Here is a 21,117-nt window from a genome sequence, read left to right on the forward strand (position 1 = left end):
GTAGGATATCCGCTGTCTAAGCGGTAATGACTCGGTATTCCCGATAGATTCTTTTTATTTGGAAACAATACGTTAGCTTTTAACGCACTACGTTATCCGCAAGGAAAGTTAAAATTAACCGCCCATAGCTAAATTGTAATTTTTCGTAATAGCTCGGTGAAATCTGTTCCAGAGTAGATTATAGTTACAGCAGATCGGGGACATGTGCATGTTTCCGGTTAACCAGTAGTACCCATCCCGCACCGGTATTTGCTATTTGTACTACGATCAGGGGGATGCGTTATGGACGAATACTCACCAAAAAGACATGATATCGCACAGCTTAAGTTTCTTTGTGAAACCCTGTATCATGACAGTCTTGCCACGCTGGAAGAGAGCAACCATGGCTGGGTAAATGACCCGACCTCGGCAGTCAACCTGCAGCTTAATGAGCTGATAGAACATATCGCAACGTTCGCACTTAATTATAAAATTAAGTACGATGAAGATAATAAACTGATTGCACAGATTGACGAATATCTGGATGATACTTTCATGCTGTTCGGCAACTACGGCATTAATAGCGATGATCTTCAAAAATGGCGAAAGTCAGGGAACAAACTCTTTCGCTGTTTTGTCAACGTGAGCCGTGCTAACCCTGTTAGCCTTTCTTGTTAAAACTATTACAATCAATGGGTGAATTATGTCTGATAAACCATTAACTAAAACTGATTATTTGATGCGTCTACGACGCTGTCAGTCAATTGATACGTTAGAACGTGTAATTGAAAAAAATAAATATGAACTTTCCGATAATGAATTGGCGGTATTTTACTCAGCAGCCGATCATCGTCTGGCTGAATTGACCATGAATAAGCTGTACGACAAAATCCCGCCAACCGTATGGAAGTTCATTCGCTAATCTTTATTCCGTTATGAGTGTAAGGTTCATCTTTCCTGTTTGACCTATAACTGTGATTACTATCACAACAACAATTCGGGAACGTTCCCAAAACGTTAATAGCCTTTTATGGTAGTGGCTTCCTGTATACGGAGGCTCCCATGAGCACAGAAAAACGCAAAATGATTGCCGGCGAACTCTATCGCCCGGCTGACGATACGCTAAAAATGGACCGGGTACGCGCCAGGCATCTCATCCACCGCTATAACCATACGGCTCCGGATGAAAAAGCCGTACGCGCGCAGCTACTCAGCGAACTATTAGGTAAAGGCGATGACGCCTATATTGAGCCGACATTTCGCTGCGACTACGGTTATAACATCTACCTTGGCACCAATTTCTACGCCAATTTTGATTGCGTTATGCTAGATGTTTGTCCGATTCATATCGGCGATAACTGCATGCTGGCGCCTGGCGTACATATTTATACCGCGACACACCCACTCAATGCCGATGAGCGCAATAGCGGCGTGGAATATGGTAAACCCGTTACTATCGGTAATAACGTGTGGATTGGCGGGCGGGCGATTATTAATCCCGGCGTGACAATTGGTGATAATGCGGTGATTGCATCCGGTGCGGTGGTCGTTAAAGATGTGCCTGCCAATGCCGTCGTCGGCGGTAATCCGGCGAAAATAATCAAAATGGTGAGCTGATCGTGTTACTGACTGTTATGCTTTTTTGCAACTGATCTGTTACTTTCCGTGTGGATTAATGCAACATAGAATAGGCTATTCCGCCTTCCGTTGCCGAGCTTAAGATGTCAGAGATCCAGCGATTACTCACGCAAACCATTGATGAATTGAATACCACTGAAAAGCGCGACAACCGCCCGCGCTTTAGTATCAGTTTTATCCGCAATCATCCCGGCCTGTTCATCGCCATGTATCTCGCCTTCTTTGCGACCCTGGTGGTGATGATGCGTTCCGATACGCTAGCAGATTCCGTCTGGCTGCTTTGGCTGATGTTTATTCTGCTTAACGGCTTCTTCTTTTTCGACGTTTACCCACGCTACCGCTATGAAGATATCGACGTGCTCGATTTCCGCGTCTGCTACAACGGCGAATGGTACAACACCCGGTTTGTTCCACCGCAGCTCATTGAGCGTATTCTAAACTCCAGCCGCGTGGACGGTCAGTCCAAAACGCAGCTGCAAAAAATGGTCTCCACCAAAGGTGAGCTGTCGTTCTACGATGTTTTCAGCCTTACCCGTTCTGAAGCTGCGCAATAAGCCGCTGCAGCGTGCGGATTGCCGTCGCAAACTGTGACGCCGACGTATTACCATACCCCAGCACCAGCCCCGAGCGGGCGTGCTGGCGGTTGAGATAAAAGGTGCTCAGCGCGCTGGGGGCCAGTTGATGCTGGTGCGCCAGGCGAACAAGCGCCACATCGTCAATCCCCTCAATCACCACCGTTAGGTGTAGTCCCCCTTCTCCCGCCATCACGCGATGCGGTATGGTGAGCTCCTGTGCCAGAGCCTCATGTAGCTGCGACTGTCGTTTTCGATATAGACGCCGCATGGCGGCAAGATGACGAGTGTAGTGCCCCTCTTCAATAAAACGGGCCAGCGCGCACTGTTCAGCACGATGCCCGCCGCGCAGCAGCGCGCGGATTGCTGGCTGTGCCGATTCGACTAGCGCGGGCGGTAACACCATAAATCCAATGCGCAGCGACGGAAACAGCGTCTTGCTGAAGGTCCCCAGATAGACGACTGGCGCATTGCTCGCCATACCGCGCATCGCCGGAATAGGCTCACCGCTGAAGCGAAACTCACTGTCGTAGTCATCCTCGACAATCCACGCATTATGCTGGCGGGCATACTCCAGAAGGGCCAGCCTTCGTGCGGCGCTTAACACGCTACCGGTAGGATATTGATGCGACGGCGAGGTAAAGATCAGCGTAGGCGTCGGTAAATCACGGTCGATTTGCATCCCCTCCTCGTCGACCGATATGCCCTCAAGCCGCAGCCCGGCGGAGATAAAAGCGCTTTTCGCACCGAAATAGCCCGGCTCCTCCACCCAGGCGGTTTGCCCTGGCTCGCTGAGCAGTTGGGTACACAGATTCACCCCTTCCAGCGCCCCTTCGGTAATAACAATCTGCCGGGCATCGCAGTCGATTCCGCGCGAAAGTGCCAGATGGCGGGCAATGGCAACTCGCAGCGGCCATTCCCCTGCCGAATCCCCGTAGCCCAATAAACGACTTCCCTCTTCGCGCAGAACGCCGTCAAGCAACCGCCGCCACAGCGGGAGAGGAAAATAGTTGATGGCCGGCGTGCCGGGAGCAAACAGCAGCGGCGGCGTATCACGCGGCAGTACCGGCGGCAGGGCCTGCAAGCGCGATGATAATGAGGCAGCGCTCATTTCTGGGCAATCCCGCCCCTGCGGCGGCTGCGGCAGCGTGGTCACACGGGAGCCACGGCGATCCCGGCGCAAATACCCTTCCATCGCCAGTTGTTCCAGCGCCGCATTTACCGTATTTCGTGAAACAGACAACCGCTGCGCCATCACCCGCGAGCCGGGGAGCCAACTTTGCGCCTGCAGTTGCCCCTGCATAACCGCCTCTTTCAGCGTGCTGTACAGGCTACGTTGCAGCGTTTCACCGGCACGTGCCTGTAGCGAACGCGCGAGCATAGCGAAAAAGGGATCGTCGGGAATATTCATCTTGTCTCCTTGTGGCACCATAAAAAGATACTCTGATGGCACTTTTTATGGAACCAGTAAGCATCTACGCTCAGCGTATTATTTATTTCCCCAAGGAGAGGTTATGAGTCAGCTTAATCAATTTGGTCAGTCAATTGGCGATGCCCTGCAAGATTGGCAGCCGCGCCCACATCCGCAGCGCGTGACGCTGGAAGGCCGCTATTGCCGCCTGGAGCCGCTAAGCCTCAAGCATGCCGATGCGCTGTTTGCCGCCCACCAGCAGGCAGAGGACACCCGCGGCTGGACGTGGTTGCTGCGCGAGCCGGAAAGTTCAGTGGAAGAGTATCGCCAGTGGGTTGCCAGCGTCGAAACATTGCAGGATCCCATCCAGTTTGCGGTGATTGATACGCGCACGCAGCTGCCGGTTGGCTCCCTCGCGCTGATGCGTATTGACCCGAATAACGGCGTAATGGAAGTGGGCCACGTGCACTTTTCCCCACTGTTGAGCCGCACACCGGCATCCACGGAAGCCCAATGGCTGTTGATGCGCTATGCCTTTGAAACACTGGGCTATCGTCGCTACGAGTGGAAGTGTAATAGCTTTAACGAACCGTCACGCAAGGCAGCGCTGCGCTTAGGTTTTCAGTTTGAAGGTCGTTTTCGCCAGGCGCTGGTGATTAAAGGCCATAATCGCGACACCGACTGGTTTTCTATCATTGATAGCGAGTGGCCTGCACTTAATCAGGTATTTGAGAAATGGCTTGCCGTCGACAACTTTACCGCCGACGGCAAGCAGCGCCAATCCCTGGAAACATTACGTAAAGCCAGCGCTTAGCGGCGTTTCTTACGCCCCTGCACGGCCTTAAAGCGGGGGTTAGATTTGCAGATAACGTACAGACGCCCCTTGCGTTTGACTATCTGGCAGTCCGGATGACGCTGTTTTGCACTGCGCAGTGAGTTTAATACCTGCATCATGAACCTCTTTTTACGTCAACAAAGCGACCAAAACGCTGGGTGAAACGCGCCACGCTGCCTTCTGTCGACGCGGTACGCTGTTTACCGGTGTAATACGGGTGCGATTTGGACGACACATCAATCGTGACATACGGATATGTCACCCCTTCCAGCTCGATTTCCCGGTCGGTTTTGATGGTTGAGCCCACGGTAAAATACTCATTAGCACTGGTGTCATGAAACACGACAGGACGGTAATGGGGATGGATATTCGCTTTCATTTGACCCTCGATTAATATGTTATAACATAACAACTACGATACGCCGTCAAATGCCACATTACAACCCTTCGTTTCATAGGGTTTCTCTATTGCCATTTTTCGCAAAAGCTCAGACCCCCGCGCGAACATAAATTAGAAATTAACGTTATTGGAGCCGATTTTTGCAATCAGGCAGGCTGTGGTTATCAACCCAAAGGAGATATCCCATGCAGCGCTGTTGTTGTCATCCCGCATTCGCACCGCCTGAATTACCCAGCATAAATCTGCAAAACGGAGAACATGATGAGCCTTACCACTCTGCCTATTCTGAGCCTTGCGCAGTACCACCAGCCGTCTGAACGTGACGCGTTTTTAGCGCAGCTTCGTCACGCGGCTCGCGATGTTGGCTTCTTCTATCTAACCGATCACGGTATCAACGATGCTCTGCAGCAGTCGCTGCAATCCGAATCCCGCCGTTTTTTCGCCCTGTCCGACGAACAAAAACAGCAGGTGGCGATGATTCACTCCCCACATTTTCGCGGCTACAACCGCAGCGCGGCAGAATTGACGCGCGGCCAGCCGGATTGGCGGGAACAGTTTGATATCGGCGCTGAACGCCAGGCCGTTTCTTTACGCGAACACGACCCACGCTGGCTTCAATTGCAGGGGCCAAATCTGTGGCCGGAATCATTGCCCACGCTGCGTCCAGTGTTGCTGCAGTGGCAGCGCGCGATGACTGAAATGGCGATGACCCTGCTGCGCGCCTTTGCTGAGGCATTACAGCTTCCACCGGAAGCCTTTGACACTCTGTACGGCGAAAAACCCAATGAACATATCAAGCTGATCCGCTATCCGGGGCAGCAAGAGACGCAAAGCAGCACCCAGGGTGTGGGCGCGCATAAAGATTCCGGTTTTCTGAGCTTCCTGCTGCAAGACGAACAAAAAGGATTGCAGGTGGAGGTCAGCGACGGCCAGTGGATTGACGCCAAACCGCTGCCGGGCAGCTTTGTGGTCAATATTGGCGAACTACTGGAACTGGCGACTAACGGCTATCTGCGGGCGACCGTTCACCGCGTGGTTTCGCCACCGGATAACCAACAGCGGCTTTCCATTGCCTTCTTCCTTGGCGCGCAGCTTGATGCCGTGGTGCCGGTGTACTCGCTGCCTGAAGCCCTGGCGCGTGAAGCCAACGGGCCGCAAAGCGATCCGCAAAATCCGCTGCTGCGTGACGTTGGCTGGAACTACCTGAAAGGCCGCCTGCGTTCGCATCCCGACGTGGCTGAACGCTATTACCGTGACGTACTGCGCGCGCGCAGTGAACAACTGATTGCCTGACCCCCATTCTAATAAGGAAACACAACATGAAACATGCTGCATTTAAACTGGCAGGAATTGCATTGTCTCTTTCTCTGGCCTGGAACGCGTCTGCCGAACCGCTACGCATCGCCGCCGATCCGGTGCCACACGCCGAGATCCTCAACTTTATTAAAAAACAGGATCCAAAGCTCGATCTGAAAATCGTTGAGCTAACCAGCGGCGTCAACGCCAACGAACTGCTGGCCAATGGCGACGTTGACGCCAACTATTTCCAGCATGTGCCGTATTTAAAAGATCAGGAAAAAGCGCTGGGTAAAACCTTTGCCGTCGCCGCCACCGTGCACATTGAGCCGCTGGGGATCTACTCGCGTAAACATAAAGATCTGCAATCGCTGCCAGAAGGTGCCACCGTCGCAGTGCCTAATAACACCACCAACTTAAGCCGCGCGCTGTTCCTGCTTCAGAGCAAAGGGCTGATTAAGCTGGATGCGAAATTTACCGACCCGGCAACGACCCTCGCCACACCGAAAGATATCGTCGAGAACCCGCATAAACTGAAGATTCTCGAAGTGGAATCACCGCAGATCCCGCGTTCCCTGGATGATGTTGATCTGGGAGTTATCAACGGCAACTACGCACTGGAAGCAGGGCTGACCCCGGCTAAAGATGCGCTGGGGCTGGAGAGCGCCACCAACAACCCGTACGCCAATATTCTGGTGACGAATCCACAGTTGGCCAACGATCCGCGAATTAAAGAGCTGGCTAAAGATCTGACTTCGCCGCAGGTCGCTGAATTTATTCGCCAGCACTATAACGGCTCGGTCATTCCGGTTAGCGCGCCGAAATCATGATAGTTATTGAAGGGCTGAGTAAGCACTATGCCGGGAGCGGCCAACCGGCACTCAACGACGTCTCGTTTACCGTTCCGAAAGGAGCGATTTACGGAATACTGGGGCGCAGCGGCGCGGGAAAAAGTACCCTGATTCGTTGCCTGAACTTACTGGAGCGGCCCAGTGCGGGCCGCATTCTGTTCAACGGTGAAGATATCGTGCAGTTCGATAAGGCGCGTCTACGTGCCCATCGCCTGCGCACCGGCATGATTTTTCAGCACTTCAATCTGCTGCACGCCCGTAACGTCGCCGACAACGTGGCGGTACCGTTGGAAATCGCTGGCGTACCAAAGGCGAAGCGGCAACAAAGAGTGGCGGAGCTGCTCGCGCTGGTAGGGCTGGCCGACAAAGCGGAAGCCTTTCCTTCGCAGCTTTCCGGCGGGCAAAAACAGCGCGTGGGCATTGCCCGCGCGCTGGCCGCAGACCCAGACGTGCTGCTGTGCGATGAGGCCACCAGCGCACTGGATGCCGAAACCACCGCCAGCGTGCTGGCGCTGCTGGAGACCATTAACCACCAGTTGGGATTGACGATTGTGCTTATCACCCACCAGCTTGAAGTGGTCAAAAATCTCTGCGATCACGCGGCGCTACTGGAAGGTGGCGAATTGCAGGAAAGCGGTAAAATCGCCGACCTGTTGGCCGCGCCCTGGTCACGTCTGCGGGATATTTTACTCGGCGATGGTGATGAAGAACGTCGCTTCCTTGCCCGCCACGGTCTGGACAGGAGACACCTATGCATAGTCGCATGAGCTGGGAAGATTTATGGCCGTTGCTGCTCGACGGCACGCTGGATACGCTTTACATGGTGGGACTGGCGGCCCTGTTCACCGTGCTGATTGGTCTGCCGCTTGGCGTACTGCTGTTTCTTTCCCGCCGCCACGGGCTGATGCCGATGCCGCGGGTCAACGCAGTGCTGGGGACCATTATCAACACCGGCCGCTCGCTGCCGTTTATCGTGCTGCTGATTGCCCTCATCCCCTTTACCCGCCTGCTGGTCGGCACGACGCTCGGCAGCACGGCGGCGATTGTGCCAATCACTATCGGCGCGTTTCCATTTTTCGCCCGTCTGACGGAAAGCGCACTGGATGAAGTGGACTACGGGCGTATCGAAGCCGTGCTCTCAATGGGCGGGAATGTCTGGCACATCATCACCAAAGCGTTACTGCCGGAAGCGCTTCCCGCATTACTGGCAGCAACCACGCTAACGGTGGTAATGCTGATCGGTTTCTCCTCGATGGCCGGGGTTATCGGCGGCGGCGGGCTGGGCGACCTGGCGATTCGCTATGGTTATCAGCGCTTCAACGATCAAATTATGGTCGGCACGGTGTTAATCCTCGTCCTCATGGTGCAAGGCGTCCAGATGGGCGGCGATCGGCTGGTCAGAGCGCTGGCGCACAGACGCTGAGTGGGCTACCTGAGCGCCTGAAAATGATTTCCCATAATAAGCACATGCATTGTCGGGTATACTTGTCATACATCTCCCAGAATAAGGACTGGCAGTGACAACTCGACATCAGGTCAGTCTGATAACCGGCGTGCTTATTCTGGCGATACTCGTCCCAACGCTCTTGAGTATTTGGCTTGCTCAGCGTGAAGCCCATCGGCAATTTATGGATGAGCAAGCAACCTATGCCTCCCGCGTACTTATCCGCAGCGAGCAGGTGGTTGCTCAGGTGAAAAAGGCCTTAACGCAGATGGATGCCATGAAGGTCATCGGCTGTAGCCCGGCCCATCTTCAGGAAATGCGTCGCCTCTCCTACGCCTGGCGCTATATTCAGGAAGTGCTCTACATCGATGGGCTGACGGCGCAATGTTCTTCCCTTGAAAGTAACGGCGGTTATTTTACCTTCCCTAAACCCGATCGCATTCTGCCCTCCGGCTATCGCGCCTGGTACACCGAAAAAAACGATCTGGGCATCAACCGTTTTATGGCCGCCTTTGCCTCCGATCATCACATGGTGATTATCGACCCTATGTCGTTAATTGACGTGATTCCATTTACCAACTCCCCGACTCAGGTGGCGTTGATCAGTACCTTCACCAATCGGGTTCTCGCCAGCAGCGCCCCCCTCGATGAACACGCCTGGCTAAGCATCAGAAACGGACGTCTGGAAACGCTAACCGAAAACAATATCGTTTATACGGTACGCCATTATCCTGAACTGCAGGTCGCCATCCTCACCTGGTCTTCCACTCTGCCGTTATCTGAACGCCTGCGCCATCAACTGGTTATCTGGATGCCGATAGGTATCCTGATGAGTCTGTTGGCAAGTTGGCTTATCTGGCGTGTGCTGCGCCGTCTGCAATCCCCGCGTCAGCGGATGCTGGATGCGCTGAATAATGCTGAGATTAGCGTAAACTATCAGCCCATCGTCTCACTGACCGACGGCAAAGTGGTGGGTTGTGAAGCGCTGGCGCGCTGGAAACAGACCGACGGCAGCTATCTGTCGCCGGATATTTTTATCCCACTGGCCGAACAAACCGGGCTCATCACTCATCTGACGGAAAACGTGGTGAAAATGGTGTTTCGCGATCTCGGCAAGTGGCTGCACCTGCATCCGGAGATACACGTCTCCATTAACCTGTCGGTGGCCGATTTTCACTCGGTGATGCTGCAAACCCTCCTGCATCAGCAGCTCAGAATCTGGCAGGTTCAGCCACAACAAATTGCGCTGGAGCTGACTGAACGCGGTTTTGCCGACCCAAAAACTACCTTGCCCGCTATCGCAGCCTATCGCAACGCTGGTCATGCCGTTTACATTGATGATTTTGGCACCGGCTATTCCAGCCTGCGCTACCTGCAAGATCTGGAAGTGGATACCTTAAAGCTCGATAAATCGTTCGTTGATGCGCTGGAGTACGCGCAGGTGACACCGTATATCATTGAAATGGCGAAAAAATTGCAGCTTAACGTGGTGACGGAAGGTATCGAAACGTCCTGCCAGGAGACCTGGTTACGCGAGCACGGCGTGCAGTTCGGCCAGGGCTGGCTTTACAGTAAAGCCCTGCCGAAGGAAGCCTTCATCATCTGGGCGGAGAACAACCTGCGGACGCACACTACTTGAGATAGGATTTAATCACCTGCATCACCACCTCGAGATCGGCCTCACGCTGGATCTCTTCGGGCTCTTTCACCACGTGATCGGTGAGATGTCCCTGAATCACCTGCAACATCATGCCATTTACCGCGCCGCGAATCGCCGCCAACTGCTGTAACACCTCAGCGCATTCATGCTCACGGTTAAGCATTTTTTCCAGCGCCACGCCCTGCCCCTGAATTTTCTTCAGGCGCGTCAATAACATCTTCTTGTGTCGTACGGTATGTGACATAGCAGGATCCTGTTCTTAACTCCTGCGCAAGCATATCACGGGTCGCGGTCGTCGCGTATTTTTATACTGGGGGGTAGTAGTTATGTACTGGGTGGGAGTATAGTAAATTCACTTTAAGCAAGGATCGTCTCTCATGACCGACTTCACTACACTCTTACAACAGGGCAATGCCTGGTTCTTTATTCCCGGTGCGATTTTGCTTGGCGCGCTGCATGGCCTGGAGCCTGGACACTCAAAAACCATGATGGCCGCGTTTATCGTTGCCATTCGCGGCACGCTTAAACAGGCTATTTTACTGGGACTGGCGGCCACGCTATCGCATACCGTAGTGGTATGGGTTATCGCCATGGCAGGAATGTGGTTTGGCCGGGGCTGGGATGCGCAAACCGCCGAGCCATGGTTTCAGCTGCTCTCTGGCGGGATCATTATTGCCATCGCCCTGTGGATGTTATGGCGTACCTGGCAAGGTTCGCGCGCGCATGATCATCACGATCACCATCATGAACATGAACATGAACATGAACATGAACATGAACATGAACGCCATCATGAACATCATGAACATCACGGTGCCCTGGTTGACGCTGACTGGCAGGACGCCCATCAGCGCGCCCACGCCGCAGAGATCAACCGTCGATTCACCGGGCAGAATGTCACCACTGGGCAAATTATGCTGTTCGGTCTGACCGGCGGGCTGCTCCCCTGCCCGGCATCAATAACGATTCTGCTTATATGTCTCCAGCTTAAACATGTCGCGCTGGGTGCAACGCTGGTGTTGAGCTTTAGCGTTGGCCTCGCGTTGACGCTAGTCGCCTCCGGAGCTATTGCCGCAATTAGCCTGAAGCATGTAAGCAAACGCTGGACTGGGTTTGGGGAACTGTCGCGAAAAGTGCCGTGGTTCTCCGGCGCGCTGATTATTGCGGTGGGGATCTACATGATGGGGCACGGCATCAGCGCATTAGTCTGATGCCGTGGGTAAGGCTTACAGCTGCTGCCAGCTAAAACGGTAACGCAGTCGGCGCTGCGGCAGTAAAAACTCCGCTAGTACGCTTGGGCTCCAGGAGTCATCGCCGCCAACCCCCATGTGGAAAGCATCGAGATTCAGCCAGCAGCCCGCCTCCTCACGCAGCAAATGGTGATGCGTCACCTCATGAAGCTGCTGTTGGCTATAGCGGCTGAGACCGAAATGGAAATTTCCCTGCCAGCGATGAGTGCCATAGTCGAGCTGGCGAGTCTCACCGCGCAGACCGTTTTCCGTAGGGAAAATATACGGCGTATGCAGCGCCGCCAGCGGTAATGTCCAGCGCCCCTGCCGCGCCGCCAGACGGCGATCCGGGTAGTTTTCATGTGGCCCTAAACCCTGCCAGCTCACCTGTTCTTCAACCGCCGCCAGTTGGCAATCGAGACCGATGCGGGCCGGGTGCGGAATATCTTCCGCCACCAGCACATCCACATCGCCATGCAGCACACCGTGGCTGTCGATATGCCAATATTTATGGCTGATAAACAGCACCTTCCCCTGGTTCTCCCAGCTATGTTGAGTCTCTATTTCCACGCTGTGTTCCCGCGTTTGCGCACGGCACAACAGCCGGCGCGGCGTCATCGCATACATCCCCGCCGCCTTCCAGCGCTCGACCCACGCATTCGGGTCAATGCGCGTCACTTCGCTAACCCCAATATCGTTATCCAGCGGCGCGCGCGTGAAGTTATCCTGCACGGGTGACAGCAAGGTTGGCTGTCCGTCACACCACCACTGAGCCAGCTCGCCCGTTTCGCGGTTGAACTGCCAGCGCTGATTGCCGTGAACAACATCAAACGCCTGCGCCTCCACGTAGAGCCGTGGCGCCTCTCCTTCTGGCACAGGGACAGGTAAAGACAGCGCCGTCGGCAATGCCCACTGCTCCCAGGCACAGAGATGGTTAGCCGCCGACCAGCCGGTCGCCTGCGGCTGATAGACCTCCACATCCAACAAACTGGCACCTCGCAGCGCCGCATAATCGCTAAATGGCAGCGTCACGCGCTGGGTCCCCTGCGGGGCGATATCTAACGTAATTTCACCCTCGGAAAGCCGGTTGCCGTCAACGCTGATTGCCCAGCGCAGCCGTTCGTTATCGGTATGGCGGAACAGGTAGTCGCTGGCGATCTCCACCGTTAGCGGCGCGTGTTCGACTAACGAAAAGGTAAAGAACTGCTGTGCCCGCTGCGCTTCGTACAGCGCCGGATGCGGGGTGCGGTCCGGGAAAACGAGGCCGTTCATGCAGAACTGACGATCGTTTGGCGTATCGCCAAAATCACCGCCATAAGCCCAAAACGTGGCGCCGTTTTCATCGGTTTTGCACAACGCCTGATCCACCCAGTCCCAGACAAAACCGCCCTGCAGGCGCGGGTTGTCGCGAAAAGCCTGCCAGTATTTCGCAAAACCGCCGAAGCTGTTGCCCATCGCATGTGCATATTCGCAAAGGATCAATGGACGCGACTCATCCGGTAAACCAATCCATTTTTTAATCCCCCATTTCGTCACGGTAGGATGCGGCTGATCGGTATCGACTCGGGCATACATCGGGCAAACAATATCGGTAGCGGCAGTATTTGCACCACCGCCTTCATACTGCACCGGGCGCGACGGATCGGCGGTTTTCAGCCAGCGGTACAATGCGTCATGGTTGGCGCCATGGCCGGATTCGTTGCCGAGCGACCAGATAATGATTGAAGGATGGTTCCGGTCGCGCGCCACCATACGGGTCACACGTTCGCTCATGGCGGGCAGCCAACGCGGGTCATCTGCCAGACGGCTCATCGGGACCATGCCGTGGGTTTCAATATTAGCTTCATCTACCACATACAACCCGTAACGGTCGCATAAGCGGTACCACAGCGGATGGTTGGGATAGTGGGAACAACGCACGGCGTTGAAATTGTGCTGTTTCATCAGCTCGATATCGCGACGCATAGTGGCTTCATCTATCGCCTGTCCATGCTCCGGGTGATGCTCGTGGCGGTTGACGCCTCGAATCAACAGCGGCTTGCCGTTCAACTTGAGCAGGCCATTGCTGATTTCTATCTGACGGAAGCCGACGTCGCAGGCTTCCGATTCCAGCACCTGTCCGGTGGCATCCAGCAGAGTCAGCACCAGACGATAGAGATTCGGCGTCTCGGCACTCCACAGTGCCGGTTGCGCCAGCGCCAGCGTGAGATTTGCCCTTTCCGCCCAGCCGCCGCGCTCGTCAACGACACCGCACCCCGGAATCTGACGCCCACTCGCCACCGGCTGCTCGCCGCACCACAGCGTAGCCTCAACCGTTGTTGCCGCTACGTCAGCTCCTTCCAGCGTTACCTGAATCTGCAGTTCGCCGTGCTTAAAACGGTCTTGAAGGATTGGCGTCACCTGATAATCCGCAATCCGGGTTACGGGTTTATGCAGCAACGTCACATCGCGGAAAATACCGCTCATCCGCCACATGTCCTGGTCTTCGAGATAGCTGCCGTCGCACCAACGCAATACCATCACCGCCAGCCGGTTTTCCCCGGCATGCAGCACCTCGCTCAGGTCAAATTCTGCGGGCAGACGACTGTCCTGCGAGTAGCCCACCCATTTCCCATTGCACCACAGATGAAATGCCGAGTTCACACCGTCAAAAATAATCCGCGTTTGTCCCTGCGCCAGCCATGCTGCGTCAACGCTAAATGTCCGTGAATAAGAGCCGGTCGGGTTTTGTGCAGGAACCTGCGGCGGTGTCACCGGGATGGGATAGGTGACGTTGGTATAAATAGGGGTATCAAAACCCTGCATCTGCCAATTGGATGGCACCGGCATGGCAACCGCATCGGCAAGGCAGTGCTCTACCCAACTTTCCGGCACCGCTTCCGGTGCGCTGAAAAAATTGAAACGCCAGCTGCCATTAAGCGTCTGGCGTGATGGGCTCGCGTCATCACGCAGCGCCTGTTGTGGAGCTCGCCAACTGTTAAACGGTGCATGGGCAGCTAAACGATGCCACTGGGTTAACGACGGGTTTTCCCAGTCACGGCGAGCCAGTAAAGCAGATAGGGGCAAAGACGGATTATTCGGCATAGTAACCTCAGTTGCGAAGCGCTCACAATTTTCATTGAGAGTGCGCCGATCGGGTTACGAGGTAAAGGATCGGATCGACAGTAAGCGAGTCAGATCACAAATCAGTCGATCGTCTCGCGACACGCGCAGCCAGTTCCTGCAGACACTGGGCGAGATCGTCATCTTGCAACGCCTCGGGTTGTTTTGCCGCCGTCGAACCACGAACGATCAGCTCAACGCTCTGGCGCATCTGTCGCGAGGTGCTGTCTGCCGCGGGTTGAGCAATCAACCAGTCGACGCTGTGTCGGCCTGCTTCTTTAAACTGTTGCCGTATGGTAGTGAGCGGCGGCGTAAACCAGGCGCTGTCGGTAGTATCGTCATAGCCGATAACCGACAATTGTCCCGGCACGCGAATCCCTTTTTCAGCGCAGGCGCGCAGCACACCCAGTGCCATTTGATCGTTCGCCACCAGCACCGCGTCCGGATACGGCTTTTCATTGAGCAGAGCGTGCGCTTTTTCATAGCCTGAAGCCGCGCTCCAGTCGCCAAAAGCCACCGCGCCGGGCTCAATGCCTGCCTGCTGTAGCGCCCGTTGCCAGCCGGACAACCGGGCCCGGGCGGAGACCGAGGTCTGCGGGCCTGCCAGCAAGGCAATATGCCGATGTCCAAGCGCCAATAAGTGCTCAACGCCAAGGCGAGCGCCCTGTTCGGCATCGAACACCAGGCTATTCACCTGCGCATCATTTCCAACATCCAGAAATAGCACCGGCATCGGCGCGGCGGCGGCCAGCGCTTCGGCCACCTCGCGCTCCAACGGCACGCTGACCAGCAACCCTTCAACGCGCTGCGCCTGTAGTTCTTGCAGCGCGGTTAAACAGGCCTGCCAGTCGTGGCTTTCCACCATCGAGATCAGTACCGAAAAACCCACTTCTCCCGCCCGTCGTTTAACGGCGGAGGCGATTTGCGAGGGCGCGTGCAGCGCTAAATCGGTGGTCAACAGCCCCAGTGCGCGCGTTGCCTTACCAGCCAACTGCTGCGCCCCGCGATTGGGAACATAGTTAAGCTCCTGCATCGCTGCCTGCACTTTGTCCCGCGTGCGCGGCGAAACGTGCGCGGCCTGGTTAATGACCCGCGACACGGTCTGGTAAGAAACCCCGGCAACGCGGGCCACATCATAAAGCGTTATCGTTTTCATACTTCTTCAGATTACGGGCGTGATAGCAGCAGTGTAACCTGAAAAAAATCCTGATGCTGTGAGCGCTTCGTAAAATCAGGAGGGTTGTTCAACCTTTACTGATCGACGCTGCGCCACTCGCGGCAGCTGGAACCATGGCAGGCAGATTTGAATCAGCGGGCCAATCGCCAGCGCATACAGTACGGTGCCCACGCCAAAAGTGCCGCCCAGCAGCGTACCAATCACCAGTACCGAGAGCTCAATAGCCATGCGAATCCAGCGCACTGGCCAACCGGTACGGGCATGAATACCGGTCATCAAGCCGTCGCGTGGGCCTGCGCCAAAACCCGCGCCGATATACATTCCCGTCGCCAGCGCGTTCAGGACCACCGCCATTCCCAGCATCACGGCGCGCAGCCACAGTGATTCCAGCGGCGGCATCAGCGCCAGCGTCGCATCGGCCGCCAGCCCAAGGACAATCACATTACTGATAGTGCCAAGACCGGGACGCTGGCGCAGCGGGATCCACAGCAGCAGCACGGCGACACCGGTGAGGATCATCACCAGTCCAAGATTGAGCGACGTCAGCCCGGCGACGCCAAGATGGAATACGTTCCACGGGTCAGCCCCGAGATTGGCGCGGACATAAACGGCGGTCGACACCCCATAAAGCGTTAACCCAAAGTAAAGCTGAATCAGTCGGCGTAACATTGGCACCTCTGCCTGTCGGTTGATAGCTTCATCATCGACAAAAATGGCATTATGATTAATGACCAGTTTTCAAAAAGTGGACTGCACAAATGCTACGACGCTCCGCCACCCAATCGTTAGTTCGCCTGCTGGGCCATTGGCAGGAAAAACCTTCGTCCACGCCGCTGTGGCGACAACTGACGGACGCGCTGCGGCTGTTGATTCTGGATGGACGCTTACCGCTCGATACCCGTTTGCCGGGCGAACGTGAATTCGCTACTGCGCTGGGGGTCAGCCGAACGACTATCGCCAGCGCGCTGGCGCAGTTACGCGATGAAGGCTATGTGCAAAGCCGTCAGGGCAGCGGTTCAACGGTCAGTTTGTCCGCTGAATTCAACCCGCGTGCACCGCACATGTCCACGTCGCCTACGCTGGATCTCTCCACCGCCGCGCTGGCGGCTGGAGCTGAAATCCACCAGGCCTATAGCCATGCCTTGGGTATGTTGCCCGGCTACCTCAATCATACTGGTTACGATCAGCATGGGCTGCCGGTCCTGCGAGAGGCTATCGCCCAGCGCTATCGCGCAAGAGGCCTGCCAACCACCGCCGATGAAATCATGCTGGTTAACGGTGCCGTCAGCGGGCTGGCGCTGATTTTGCGCTATCTCACCGGGCCGGGCGATCGCGTGGTGGTAGAAACACCAACTTACCCGCTGGCAATTGCCGCCATTGAGGGCGCATCCTGTCGCCCGGTAGCTCTGCCGCTGCCCGATGAAGGCTGGGATACCGATGGTCTGGCGGCGATTATTGCCCAGACCGCACCGCGTCTGGCTTATCTGATGCCCGACTTTCAAAATCCGAGCGGGCAATGCATGGATAGCGCGACACGGCAAATTGTCGCCGATCTGGCCGCCCGCACCTGTACCACGCTGGTCGTCGACGAAACCATGGTCGATTTATGGTACAACGCCCCGCCGCCGCCGCCGCTGGCCGCATTTAACCGCGACGCGCCGATCATTACCGTCGGATCGACGGGGAAAAGTTTTTGGGGTGGACTGCGGCTGGGATGGATCCGCGCATCATCGCGTACCATTGCGGCATTGATTCAGACCCGCGACACTATCGATCTCGGCTCACCGCTGTTGGAGCAGTTGGCAACCTGCTGGCTGCTGGAAAATGAGGAGTCGCTGCTGCCCGAACGACGTCGTCAGCTTAAAACCCGGCGCGATATGTGCGCCGATTTGATGCAGGAATATTTTCCCCAATGGCGGTTTGTTCTACCGGAAGGCGGATTGTCATTCTGGGTTGAGTTACCGGAAATGATGGCCACGCGTTTTGCCGCCCGCGCTGAAGGCTACGGGATTCATCTTGGTGTCGGTACGCGTTTTAGTTTGGCTGGCGGCGGGGAACGCAATCTGCGTATTCCTTTCACCCTGGATGACGATACGCTACGGCGCGCATTCACTACATTACAGCCGGTATGGGCGACGTTAGCAGGCCAGCATGGCGCCAATAAGATGCGCAAAATTATTTAACCATACCAAGGGAAAACAACGTCCCCAATAACATAGCTGGCCTGAGTCATATATAACTTTGCGTAGTTTAGCTACGCGAAATTATATATTAGTGCTGAGGAGGGATCGGAAAGCCTTTAAGGGAAATAACGAAAGATTCTCCCTCTTTTTTAATCTTAGCACCGGTATCGCACCAGTCTGAGGCAATACGAAAGAATTCATCGCTGCCCACATTCCAGTCCAGAAGAACATGCTTTACGTAGCCCGAGCGTAACAAATCACAGGCTTCACCGTAGTTACAAGCTATTGAAGGTTGCTGTTTCATTTTCTCTTCTTCAGGATTTTTCGTAATGCTTTGATTTCTTTAGGCGTAAATGGAGCAACATCTTCTTCCGTATGCTGGCTGTCAATGTCGTCTTCACATACACCCGCCTCTTCTTCTGTTGCAAACGCCAGTTGCAGCAGCTTCTCAGTCGCCGCACTTAACGTCAGGCTGTGAGCCTCGGCATAGTGGCGAAGTCCTTCTTTTACTGTCTCATCAATTTTTACATTAAGCACTGCGACTGTCATGTTTACCCCTTCCCGTAGCGACACGTTTTCACGCGGCTAAATTGGTTTTTGTATTATTTCTGTAATAACTAATACATCAAACCAGTGGTACATTCCACAAATATATTTATAACATTCTGAGCAATATGAATACCTAATGTTAATTTAAATACTATTTATGACACAGAGATGACAGTATTATTACAAGCTAATGAAGTTTAATTGAATAGCCGCAAAACGCAGATGTAAATAACCATATTTATATTGTGGGAATGAAATATTCAGGAAGGTTGAAAAATCAGGAAGGTACAAATGGGTGGGGGCCCTGCCAGCTACATCCCGGCACACGCGTCATCTGCCTTGGCTGCTTCCTTCCGGACCTGACCTGGTAAACAGAGTAGCGTTGCGGGAGAACCAACAGGGCCCCCATTGAGAGCGTTGTTCCCAACGCGCTGGCGCATTATCACTGCTGAGCCAGGCAATTGCAAGCTATCCGCTTTTACCTGCTGGATTCTTGCACAATCCCCTCTTCACACCGACCATCAGTCTGATTATGCTGAGAGTTCTGCCTTCAGGAATACACTATGGACGCTCAAGACTCTTTCCCGCACCGCGTATGGCAAATCGTCGCCGCGATCCCAGAAGGTTACGTCACCACCTACGGCGACGTTGCGAGGCTTGCGGGCTCGCCGCGCGCCGCAAGACAGGTTGGCGGCGTGCTCAGACGTTTGCCGGAAGGTTCTACGCTCCCCTGGCACCGGGTGGTAAATCGCCATGGTGCGATTTCGCTGACCGGTCCCGACCTGCAACGACAGCAACAGGCACTACTGGCCGATGGGGTGCAGGTTTCCGGGAGTGGGCAAATTGATATGCAGAAATACCGCTGGCAATACTGACGCTTCGTTTTACTTCTGACCGGCTCAGGCCAAAAAAATGCCCTCACATAGAGGGCATTTGTTTTTTATTTCACCAGAGATTACGGAATCTGGACGGGTGCAGGGTCCTGAACCGGAACTGGCGTTTGCTGCACCGGAACCATTATCAGATCGGCTTTGGTGCCGCCGTGGTTAATCACTTCCTGAATGGTATCGGTGATAAACAGCAGCTTGCCGTTGAGAGTCACCGCAGCGCTTAGCAGGATACGGGCATTCGGCTGGATATCAGCCGGGTTGTACGGCAGCACAAAGCTAAACGGCGCCTGTTTGCCTTCCGTACGGGTAACTTTCTGCGATAGCACCTTCGATGGTGCATCGGCCAGCGACGCGTCGGACAACGTCACCGTTAATACCGCATCAGGCGGCAGCGCCACTTTCTGGCGGATGAGGACATTACCGGAGACGTTCGGCCCGGATACCGCTTGCTGCGCGGCCGCTGCTTCTGGTGCTGGTGTCTGATTCTGACTTTGCTGGTGCGTCTGCGCACAGCCTGCTACGGCCAGTGCAATCGCCAGACCGCTTAAGATCGGCACAAGTTTCATTAGCATTCTCCTTTTTGCTCACTCAAATTAAGCCAATTTTCTCAATTGAGTGACAACGCTTTAACAAACTTAACCGCTTCAGTGTGGCACATATTTCACATGAATGCCTGCAAACACCCCATTATTCAGATAATTGAACCCATCGGACCACTCGCGAAATTACGTTATAATGGAAGCATTCACCTGCCGTTATAGCCTGAATAATTCGGGTTGCATGAAGGTGGCAAGCAAGTGAATCCCAGCAGCTTACTCGGGTAAGTGACCGGGGTGAACGAACGCAGCCAACGCGTATGCAGCTTGAAGTATGACGGGTATAAGAGAGTAAAATTATAGAGGGTACCAATGAGCCAGGCACTATCGAATCTGCTGACGTTATTAAATCTGGAAAAAATTGAAGAAGGTCTGTTCCGCGGCCAGAGTGAAGATCTCGGCCTGCGCCAGGTCTTTGGCGGACAGGTCGTGGGTCAGGCATTGTATGCGGCGAAAGAGACCGTTCCAGCCGACCGGTTAGTCCACTCGTTCCACAGCTATTTTCTGCGTCCGGGCGACAGCCAGAAGCCGATTATTTACGATGTAGAAGTCCTGCGCGACGGTAACAGCTTTAGCGCACGCCGGGTGGCTGCGATTCAAAATGGCAAACCGATCTTCTACATGACCGCCTCCTTCCAGGCGCCAGAATCGGGTTACGAGCACCAGAAAACCATGCCGGCCGCCCCTTCTCCGGACGGTCTGCCATCTGAGACGGATATCGCCCGCTCGCTGGCACACCTGCTGCCACCGCAGGTTGCCGAGAAGTTTCTGTGCGATAAACCGATTGAGATCCGCCCGGTTGAATTCCACAACCCGCTGAAAGGGCACACCGCTGAGCCGCGCCGCCAGGTGTGGATGCGCGCCAACGGTGCCGTGCCGGACGATCTGCATATCCATCAGTATCTGCTGGGCTATGCCTCGGACTTCAACTTCCTGCCGGTCGCGCTGCAGCCGCACGGCGTCGGCTTCCTGGAGCCGGGAATGCAGGTGGCGACGATTGACCATTCAATGTGGTTCCACCGCCCGTTCAACATGAATGAATGGCTGCTGTATAGCGTAGAAAGCACCTCAGCCTCCAGCGCGCGTGGCTTTGTGCGCGGCGAATTCTATACCCAGGACGGCGTACTGGTCGCCTCCACGGTGCAGGAAGGGGTCATGCGTAATCGCGGATAACCCGCCCCCGCATGCACAAAAAAGCCTCCCAATGGGACAATGCCGTTCACTTAAGCGGAGCAGCATGACGGTTAACCGGATAGCGGGTTTTTGATATTTTAACCGCCCTCGGCCTTGATGGTCGGGGGCGTT

The 21,117-nt window shown here is 54.9% G+C and carries 24 protein-coding genes and 1 other RNA gene; 14 read left to right on the plus strand and 11 right to left on the minus strand.

What is annotated here, in order from left to right; all coding sequences use genetic code 11:
- Nucleotides 1-282: 282 nt before the first annotated feature.
- The 4 genes from tomB to ABOC97_RS15490 all read left to right on the plus strand — a co-directional run bounded on the left by tomB (nucleotide 283) and on the right by ABOC97_RS15490 (nucleotide 2,171).
- A complete protein-coding gene (gene tomB / locus ABOC97_RS15475; protein ID WP_052283826.1) occupies nucleotides 283-657 on the plus strand; it encodes an Hha toxicity modulator TomB in 375 nt (124 codons plus the stop codon).
- A gap of 25 nt (nucleotides 658-682) precedes the next feature.
- A complete protein-coding gene (locus ABOC97_RS15480; RefSeq protein ID WP_062773821.1) occupies nucleotides 683-901 on the plus strand; it encodes an HHA domain-containing protein in 219 nt (72 codons plus the stop codon).
- A gap of 140 nt (nucleotides 902-1,041) precedes the next feature.
- Nucleotides 1,042-1,596, plus strand: a complete 555-nt coding sequence (maa, locus tag ABOC97_RS15485) for a maltose O-acetyltransferase (RefSeq protein WP_349599337.1) — start codon at nucleotides 1,042-1,044, stop codon at nucleotides 1,594-1,596.
- Nucleotides 1,597-1,700: 104 nt separating this feature from the next.
- The gene (locus ABOC97_RS15490) at nucleotides 1,701-2,171 is read left to right on the plus strand and encodes a YlaC family protein (protein ID WP_234501938.1); all 471 of its coding nucleotides are present in this window, start codon (nucleotides 1,701-1,703) and stop codon (nucleotides 2,169-2,171) included.
- Here ABOC97_RS15490 and pdxR read toward each other — a convergent pair.
- A complete protein-coding gene (pdxR, locus tag ABOC97_RS15495) occupies nucleotides 2,146-3,600 on the minus strand; it encodes a MocR-like pyridoxine biosynthesis transcription factor PdxR (protein ID WP_349599342.1) in 1,455 nt (484 codons plus the stop codon). The genes ABOC97_RS15490 and pdxR overlap by 26 nt on opposite strands.
- 103 nt (nucleotides 3,601-3,703) lie before the next feature.
- Between pdxR and ABOC97_RS15500 the strand changes: the two genes are divergently transcribed.
- Nucleotides 3,704-4,414, plus strand: coding sequence for a GNAT family N-acetyltransferase (locus ABOC97_RS15500; RefSeq protein ID WP_234501936.1), 711 nt, complete (start codon nucleotides 3,704-3,706; stop codon nucleotides 4,412-4,414).
- Here the strand turns inward: ABOC97_RS15500 and ykgO are convergent.
- Together ykgO and ABOC97_RS15510 are read right to left on the minus strand one after the other, a co-directional pair.
- Nucleotides 4,411-4,551, minus strand: coding sequence for a type B 50S ribosomal protein L36 (ykgO, locus tag ABOC97_RS15505; protein ID WP_003859006.1), 141 nt, complete (start codon nucleotides 4,549-4,551; stop codon nucleotides 4,411-4,413). The genes ABOC97_RS15500 and ykgO overlap by 4 nt on opposite strands.
- Complete coding sequence (locus tag ABOC97_RS15510) at nucleotides 4,551-4,814, minus strand: type B 50S ribosomal protein L31 (protein ID WP_234501935.1); 264 nt, start codon at nucleotides 4,812-4,814, stop codon at nucleotides 4,551-4,553. The genes ykgO and ABOC97_RS15510 overlap by 1 nt, the downstream gene beginning before the upstream one ends.
- Before the next feature lie 282 nt (nucleotides 4,815-5,096).
- Here ABOC97_RS15510 and ABOC97_RS15515 point away from each other — a divergent pair, with 282 nt between their 5' ends.
- The 5 genes from ABOC97_RS15515 to ABOC97_RS15535 all read left to right on the plus strand — a co-directional run bounded on the left by ABOC97_RS15515 (nucleotide 5,097) and on the right by ABOC97_RS15535 (nucleotide 10,065).
- A complete protein-coding gene (locus ABOC97_RS15515) occupies nucleotides 5,097-6,128 on the plus strand; it encodes an isopenicillin N synthase family dioxygenase (protein WP_349599346.1) in 1,032 nt (343 codons plus the stop codon).
- 26 nt (nucleotides 6,129-6,154) lie between these two features.
- A complete protein-coding gene (locus ABOC97_RS15520) occupies nucleotides 6,155-6,961 on the plus strand; it encodes a MetQ/NlpA family ABC transporter substrate-binding protein (RefSeq protein WP_349599349.1) in 807 nt (268 codons plus the stop codon).
- Entirely contained in the window at nucleotides 6,958-7,749 is a 792-nt protein-coding gene (locus ABOC97_RS15525) for a methionine ABC transporter ATP-binding protein (protein WP_349599352.1), read from the plus strand. The genes ABOC97_RS15520 and ABOC97_RS15525 overlap by 4 nt, the downstream gene beginning before the upstream one ends.
- Nucleotides 7,746-8,405 carry a methionine ABC transporter permease gene (locus ABOC97_RS15530; protein ID WP_349599411.1) on the plus strand — a complete coding sequence of 220 codons (660 nt, stop codon included), beginning with the start codon at nucleotides 7,746-7,748 and terminating at the stop codon, nucleotides 8,403-8,405. Before ABOC97_RS15525 ends, ABOC97_RS15530 begins: the two co-directional genes overlap by 4 nt.
- A gap of 94 nt (nucleotides 8,406-8,499) precedes the next feature.
- Complete coding sequence (locus ABOC97_RS15535; RefSeq protein WP_349599354.1) at nucleotides 8,500-10,065, plus strand: EAL domain-containing protein; 1,566 nt, start codon at nucleotides 8,500-8,502, stop codon at nucleotides 10,063-10,065.
- On the opposite strand, the gene ABOC97_RS15540 is transcribed toward ABOC97_RS15535, so the two are convergent.
- Nucleotides 10,058-10,330, minus strand: coding sequence for a metal-sensing transcriptional repressor (locus ABOC97_RS15540; RefSeq protein WP_234501930.1), 273 nt, complete (start codon nucleotides 10,328-10,330; stop codon nucleotides 10,058-10,060). The two genes, ABOC97_RS15535 and ABOC97_RS15540, sit on opposite strands and share 8 nt — an antisense overlap.
- A 133-nt stretch (nucleotides 10,331-10,463) precedes the next feature.
- Here ABOC97_RS15540 and ABOC97_RS15545 point away from each other — a divergent pair, with 133 nt between their 5' ends.
- Nucleotides 10,464-11,297, plus strand: coding sequence for a nickel/cobalt efflux protein RcnA (locus tag ABOC97_RS15545; protein ID WP_349599357.1), 834 nt, complete (start codon nucleotides 10,464-10,466; stop codon nucleotides 11,295-11,297).
- A 15-nt stretch (nucleotides 11,298-11,312) separates the two neighbouring features.
- On the opposite strand, the gene ABOC97_RS15550 is transcribed toward ABOC97_RS15545, so the two are convergent.
- The 3 genes from ABOC97_RS15550 to yczE all read right to left on the minus strand — a co-directional run bounded on the left by ABOC97_RS15550 (nucleotide 11,313) and on the right by yczE (nucleotide 16,263).
- Nucleotides 11,313-14,399, minus strand: coding sequence for a beta-galactosidase (locus ABOC97_RS15550; protein ID WP_349599360.1), 3,087 nt, complete (start codon nucleotides 14,397-14,399; stop codon nucleotides 11,313-11,315).
- A gap of 94 nt (nucleotides 14,400-14,493) precedes the next feature.
- Nucleotides 14,494-15,573, minus strand: a complete 1,080-nt coding sequence (locus ABOC97_RS15555) for a LacI family DNA-binding transcriptional regulator (RefSeq protein WP_349599362.1) — start codon at nucleotides 15,571-15,573, stop codon at nucleotides 14,494-14,496.
- Between the two features lie 75 nt (nucleotides 15,574-15,648).
- Nucleotides 15,649-16,263 (minus strand): membrane protein YczE, encoded by a 615-nt coding sequence (gene yczE / locus ABOC97_RS15560; protein WP_349599364.1) that lies wholly within the window; start codon nucleotides 16,261-16,263, stop codon nucleotides 15,649-15,651.
- An 89-nt stretch (nucleotides 16,264-16,352) separates the two neighbouring features.
- Between yczE and yczR the strand changes: the two genes are divergently transcribed.
- Complete coding sequence (gene yczR / locus ABOC97_RS15565) at nucleotides 16,353-17,777, plus strand: MocR-like transcription factor YczR (protein ID WP_349599367.1); 1,425 nt, start codon at nucleotides 16,353-16,355, stop codon at nucleotides 17,775-17,777.
- An 88-nt stretch (nucleotides 17,778-17,865) separates the two neighbouring features.
- Here the strand turns inward: yczR and ABOC97_RS15570 are convergent, their stop codons facing one another.
- The 3 genes from ABOC97_RS15570 to ffs all read right to left on the minus strand — a co-directional run bounded on the left by ABOC97_RS15570 (nucleotide 17,866) and on the right by ffs (nucleotide 18,725).
- Entirely contained in the window at nucleotides 17,866-18,081 is a 216-nt protein-coding gene (locus ABOC97_RS15570; RefSeq protein ID WP_234501924.1) for a hypothetical protein, read from the minus strand.
- Nucleotides 18,078-18,326 carry a hypothetical protein gene (locus ABOC97_RS15575; RefSeq protein ID WP_234501923.1) on the minus strand — a complete coding sequence of 83 codons (249 nt, stop codon included), beginning with the start codon at nucleotides 18,324-18,326 and terminating at the stop codon, nucleotides 18,078-18,080. Before ABOC97_RS15575 ends, ABOC97_RS15570 begins: the two co-directional genes overlap by 4 nt.
- A 302-nt stretch (nucleotides 18,327-18,628) precedes the next feature.
- Nucleotides 18,629-18,725, minus strand: an RNA gene (gene ffs, locus ABOC97_RS15580) — signal recognition particle sRNA small type.
- 164 nt (nucleotides 18,726-18,889) lie between these two features.
- Between ffs and ABOC97_RS15585 the strand changes: the two genes are divergently transcribed.
- Complete coding sequence (locus ABOC97_RS15585; protein WP_349599371.1) at nucleotides 18,890-19,201, plus strand: MGMT family protein; 312 nt, start codon at nucleotides 18,890-18,892, stop codon at nucleotides 19,199-19,201.
- Between the two features lie 80 nt (nucleotides 19,202-19,281).
- Here the strand turns inward: ABOC97_RS15585 and ABOC97_RS15590 are convergent, their stop codons facing one another.
- Nucleotides 19,282-19,782, minus strand: coding sequence for a YbaY family lipoprotein (locus tag ABOC97_RS15590; protein WP_349599374.1), 501 nt, complete (start codon nucleotides 19,780-19,782; stop codon nucleotides 19,282-19,284).
- A 342-nt stretch (nucleotides 19,783-20,124) separates the two neighbouring features.
- Here ABOC97_RS15590 and tesB point away from each other — a divergent pair, with 342 nt between their 5' ends.
- Nucleotides 20,125-20,985, plus strand: coding sequence for an acyl-CoA thioesterase II (gene tesB / locus ABOC97_RS15595; protein WP_349599377.1), 861 nt, complete (start codon nucleotides 20,125-20,127; stop codon nucleotides 20,983-20,985).
- The last annotated feature ends 132 nt before the right edge of the window (nucleotides 20,986-21,117 follow it).

Origin of the sequence: Kluyvera huaxiensis, assembly GCF_040149365.1 — a bacterium.
Taxonomy (GTDB): domain Bacteria; phylum Pseudomonadota; class Gammaproteobacteria; order Enterobacterales; family Enterobacteriaceae; genus Kluyvera; species Kluyvera intermedia_A.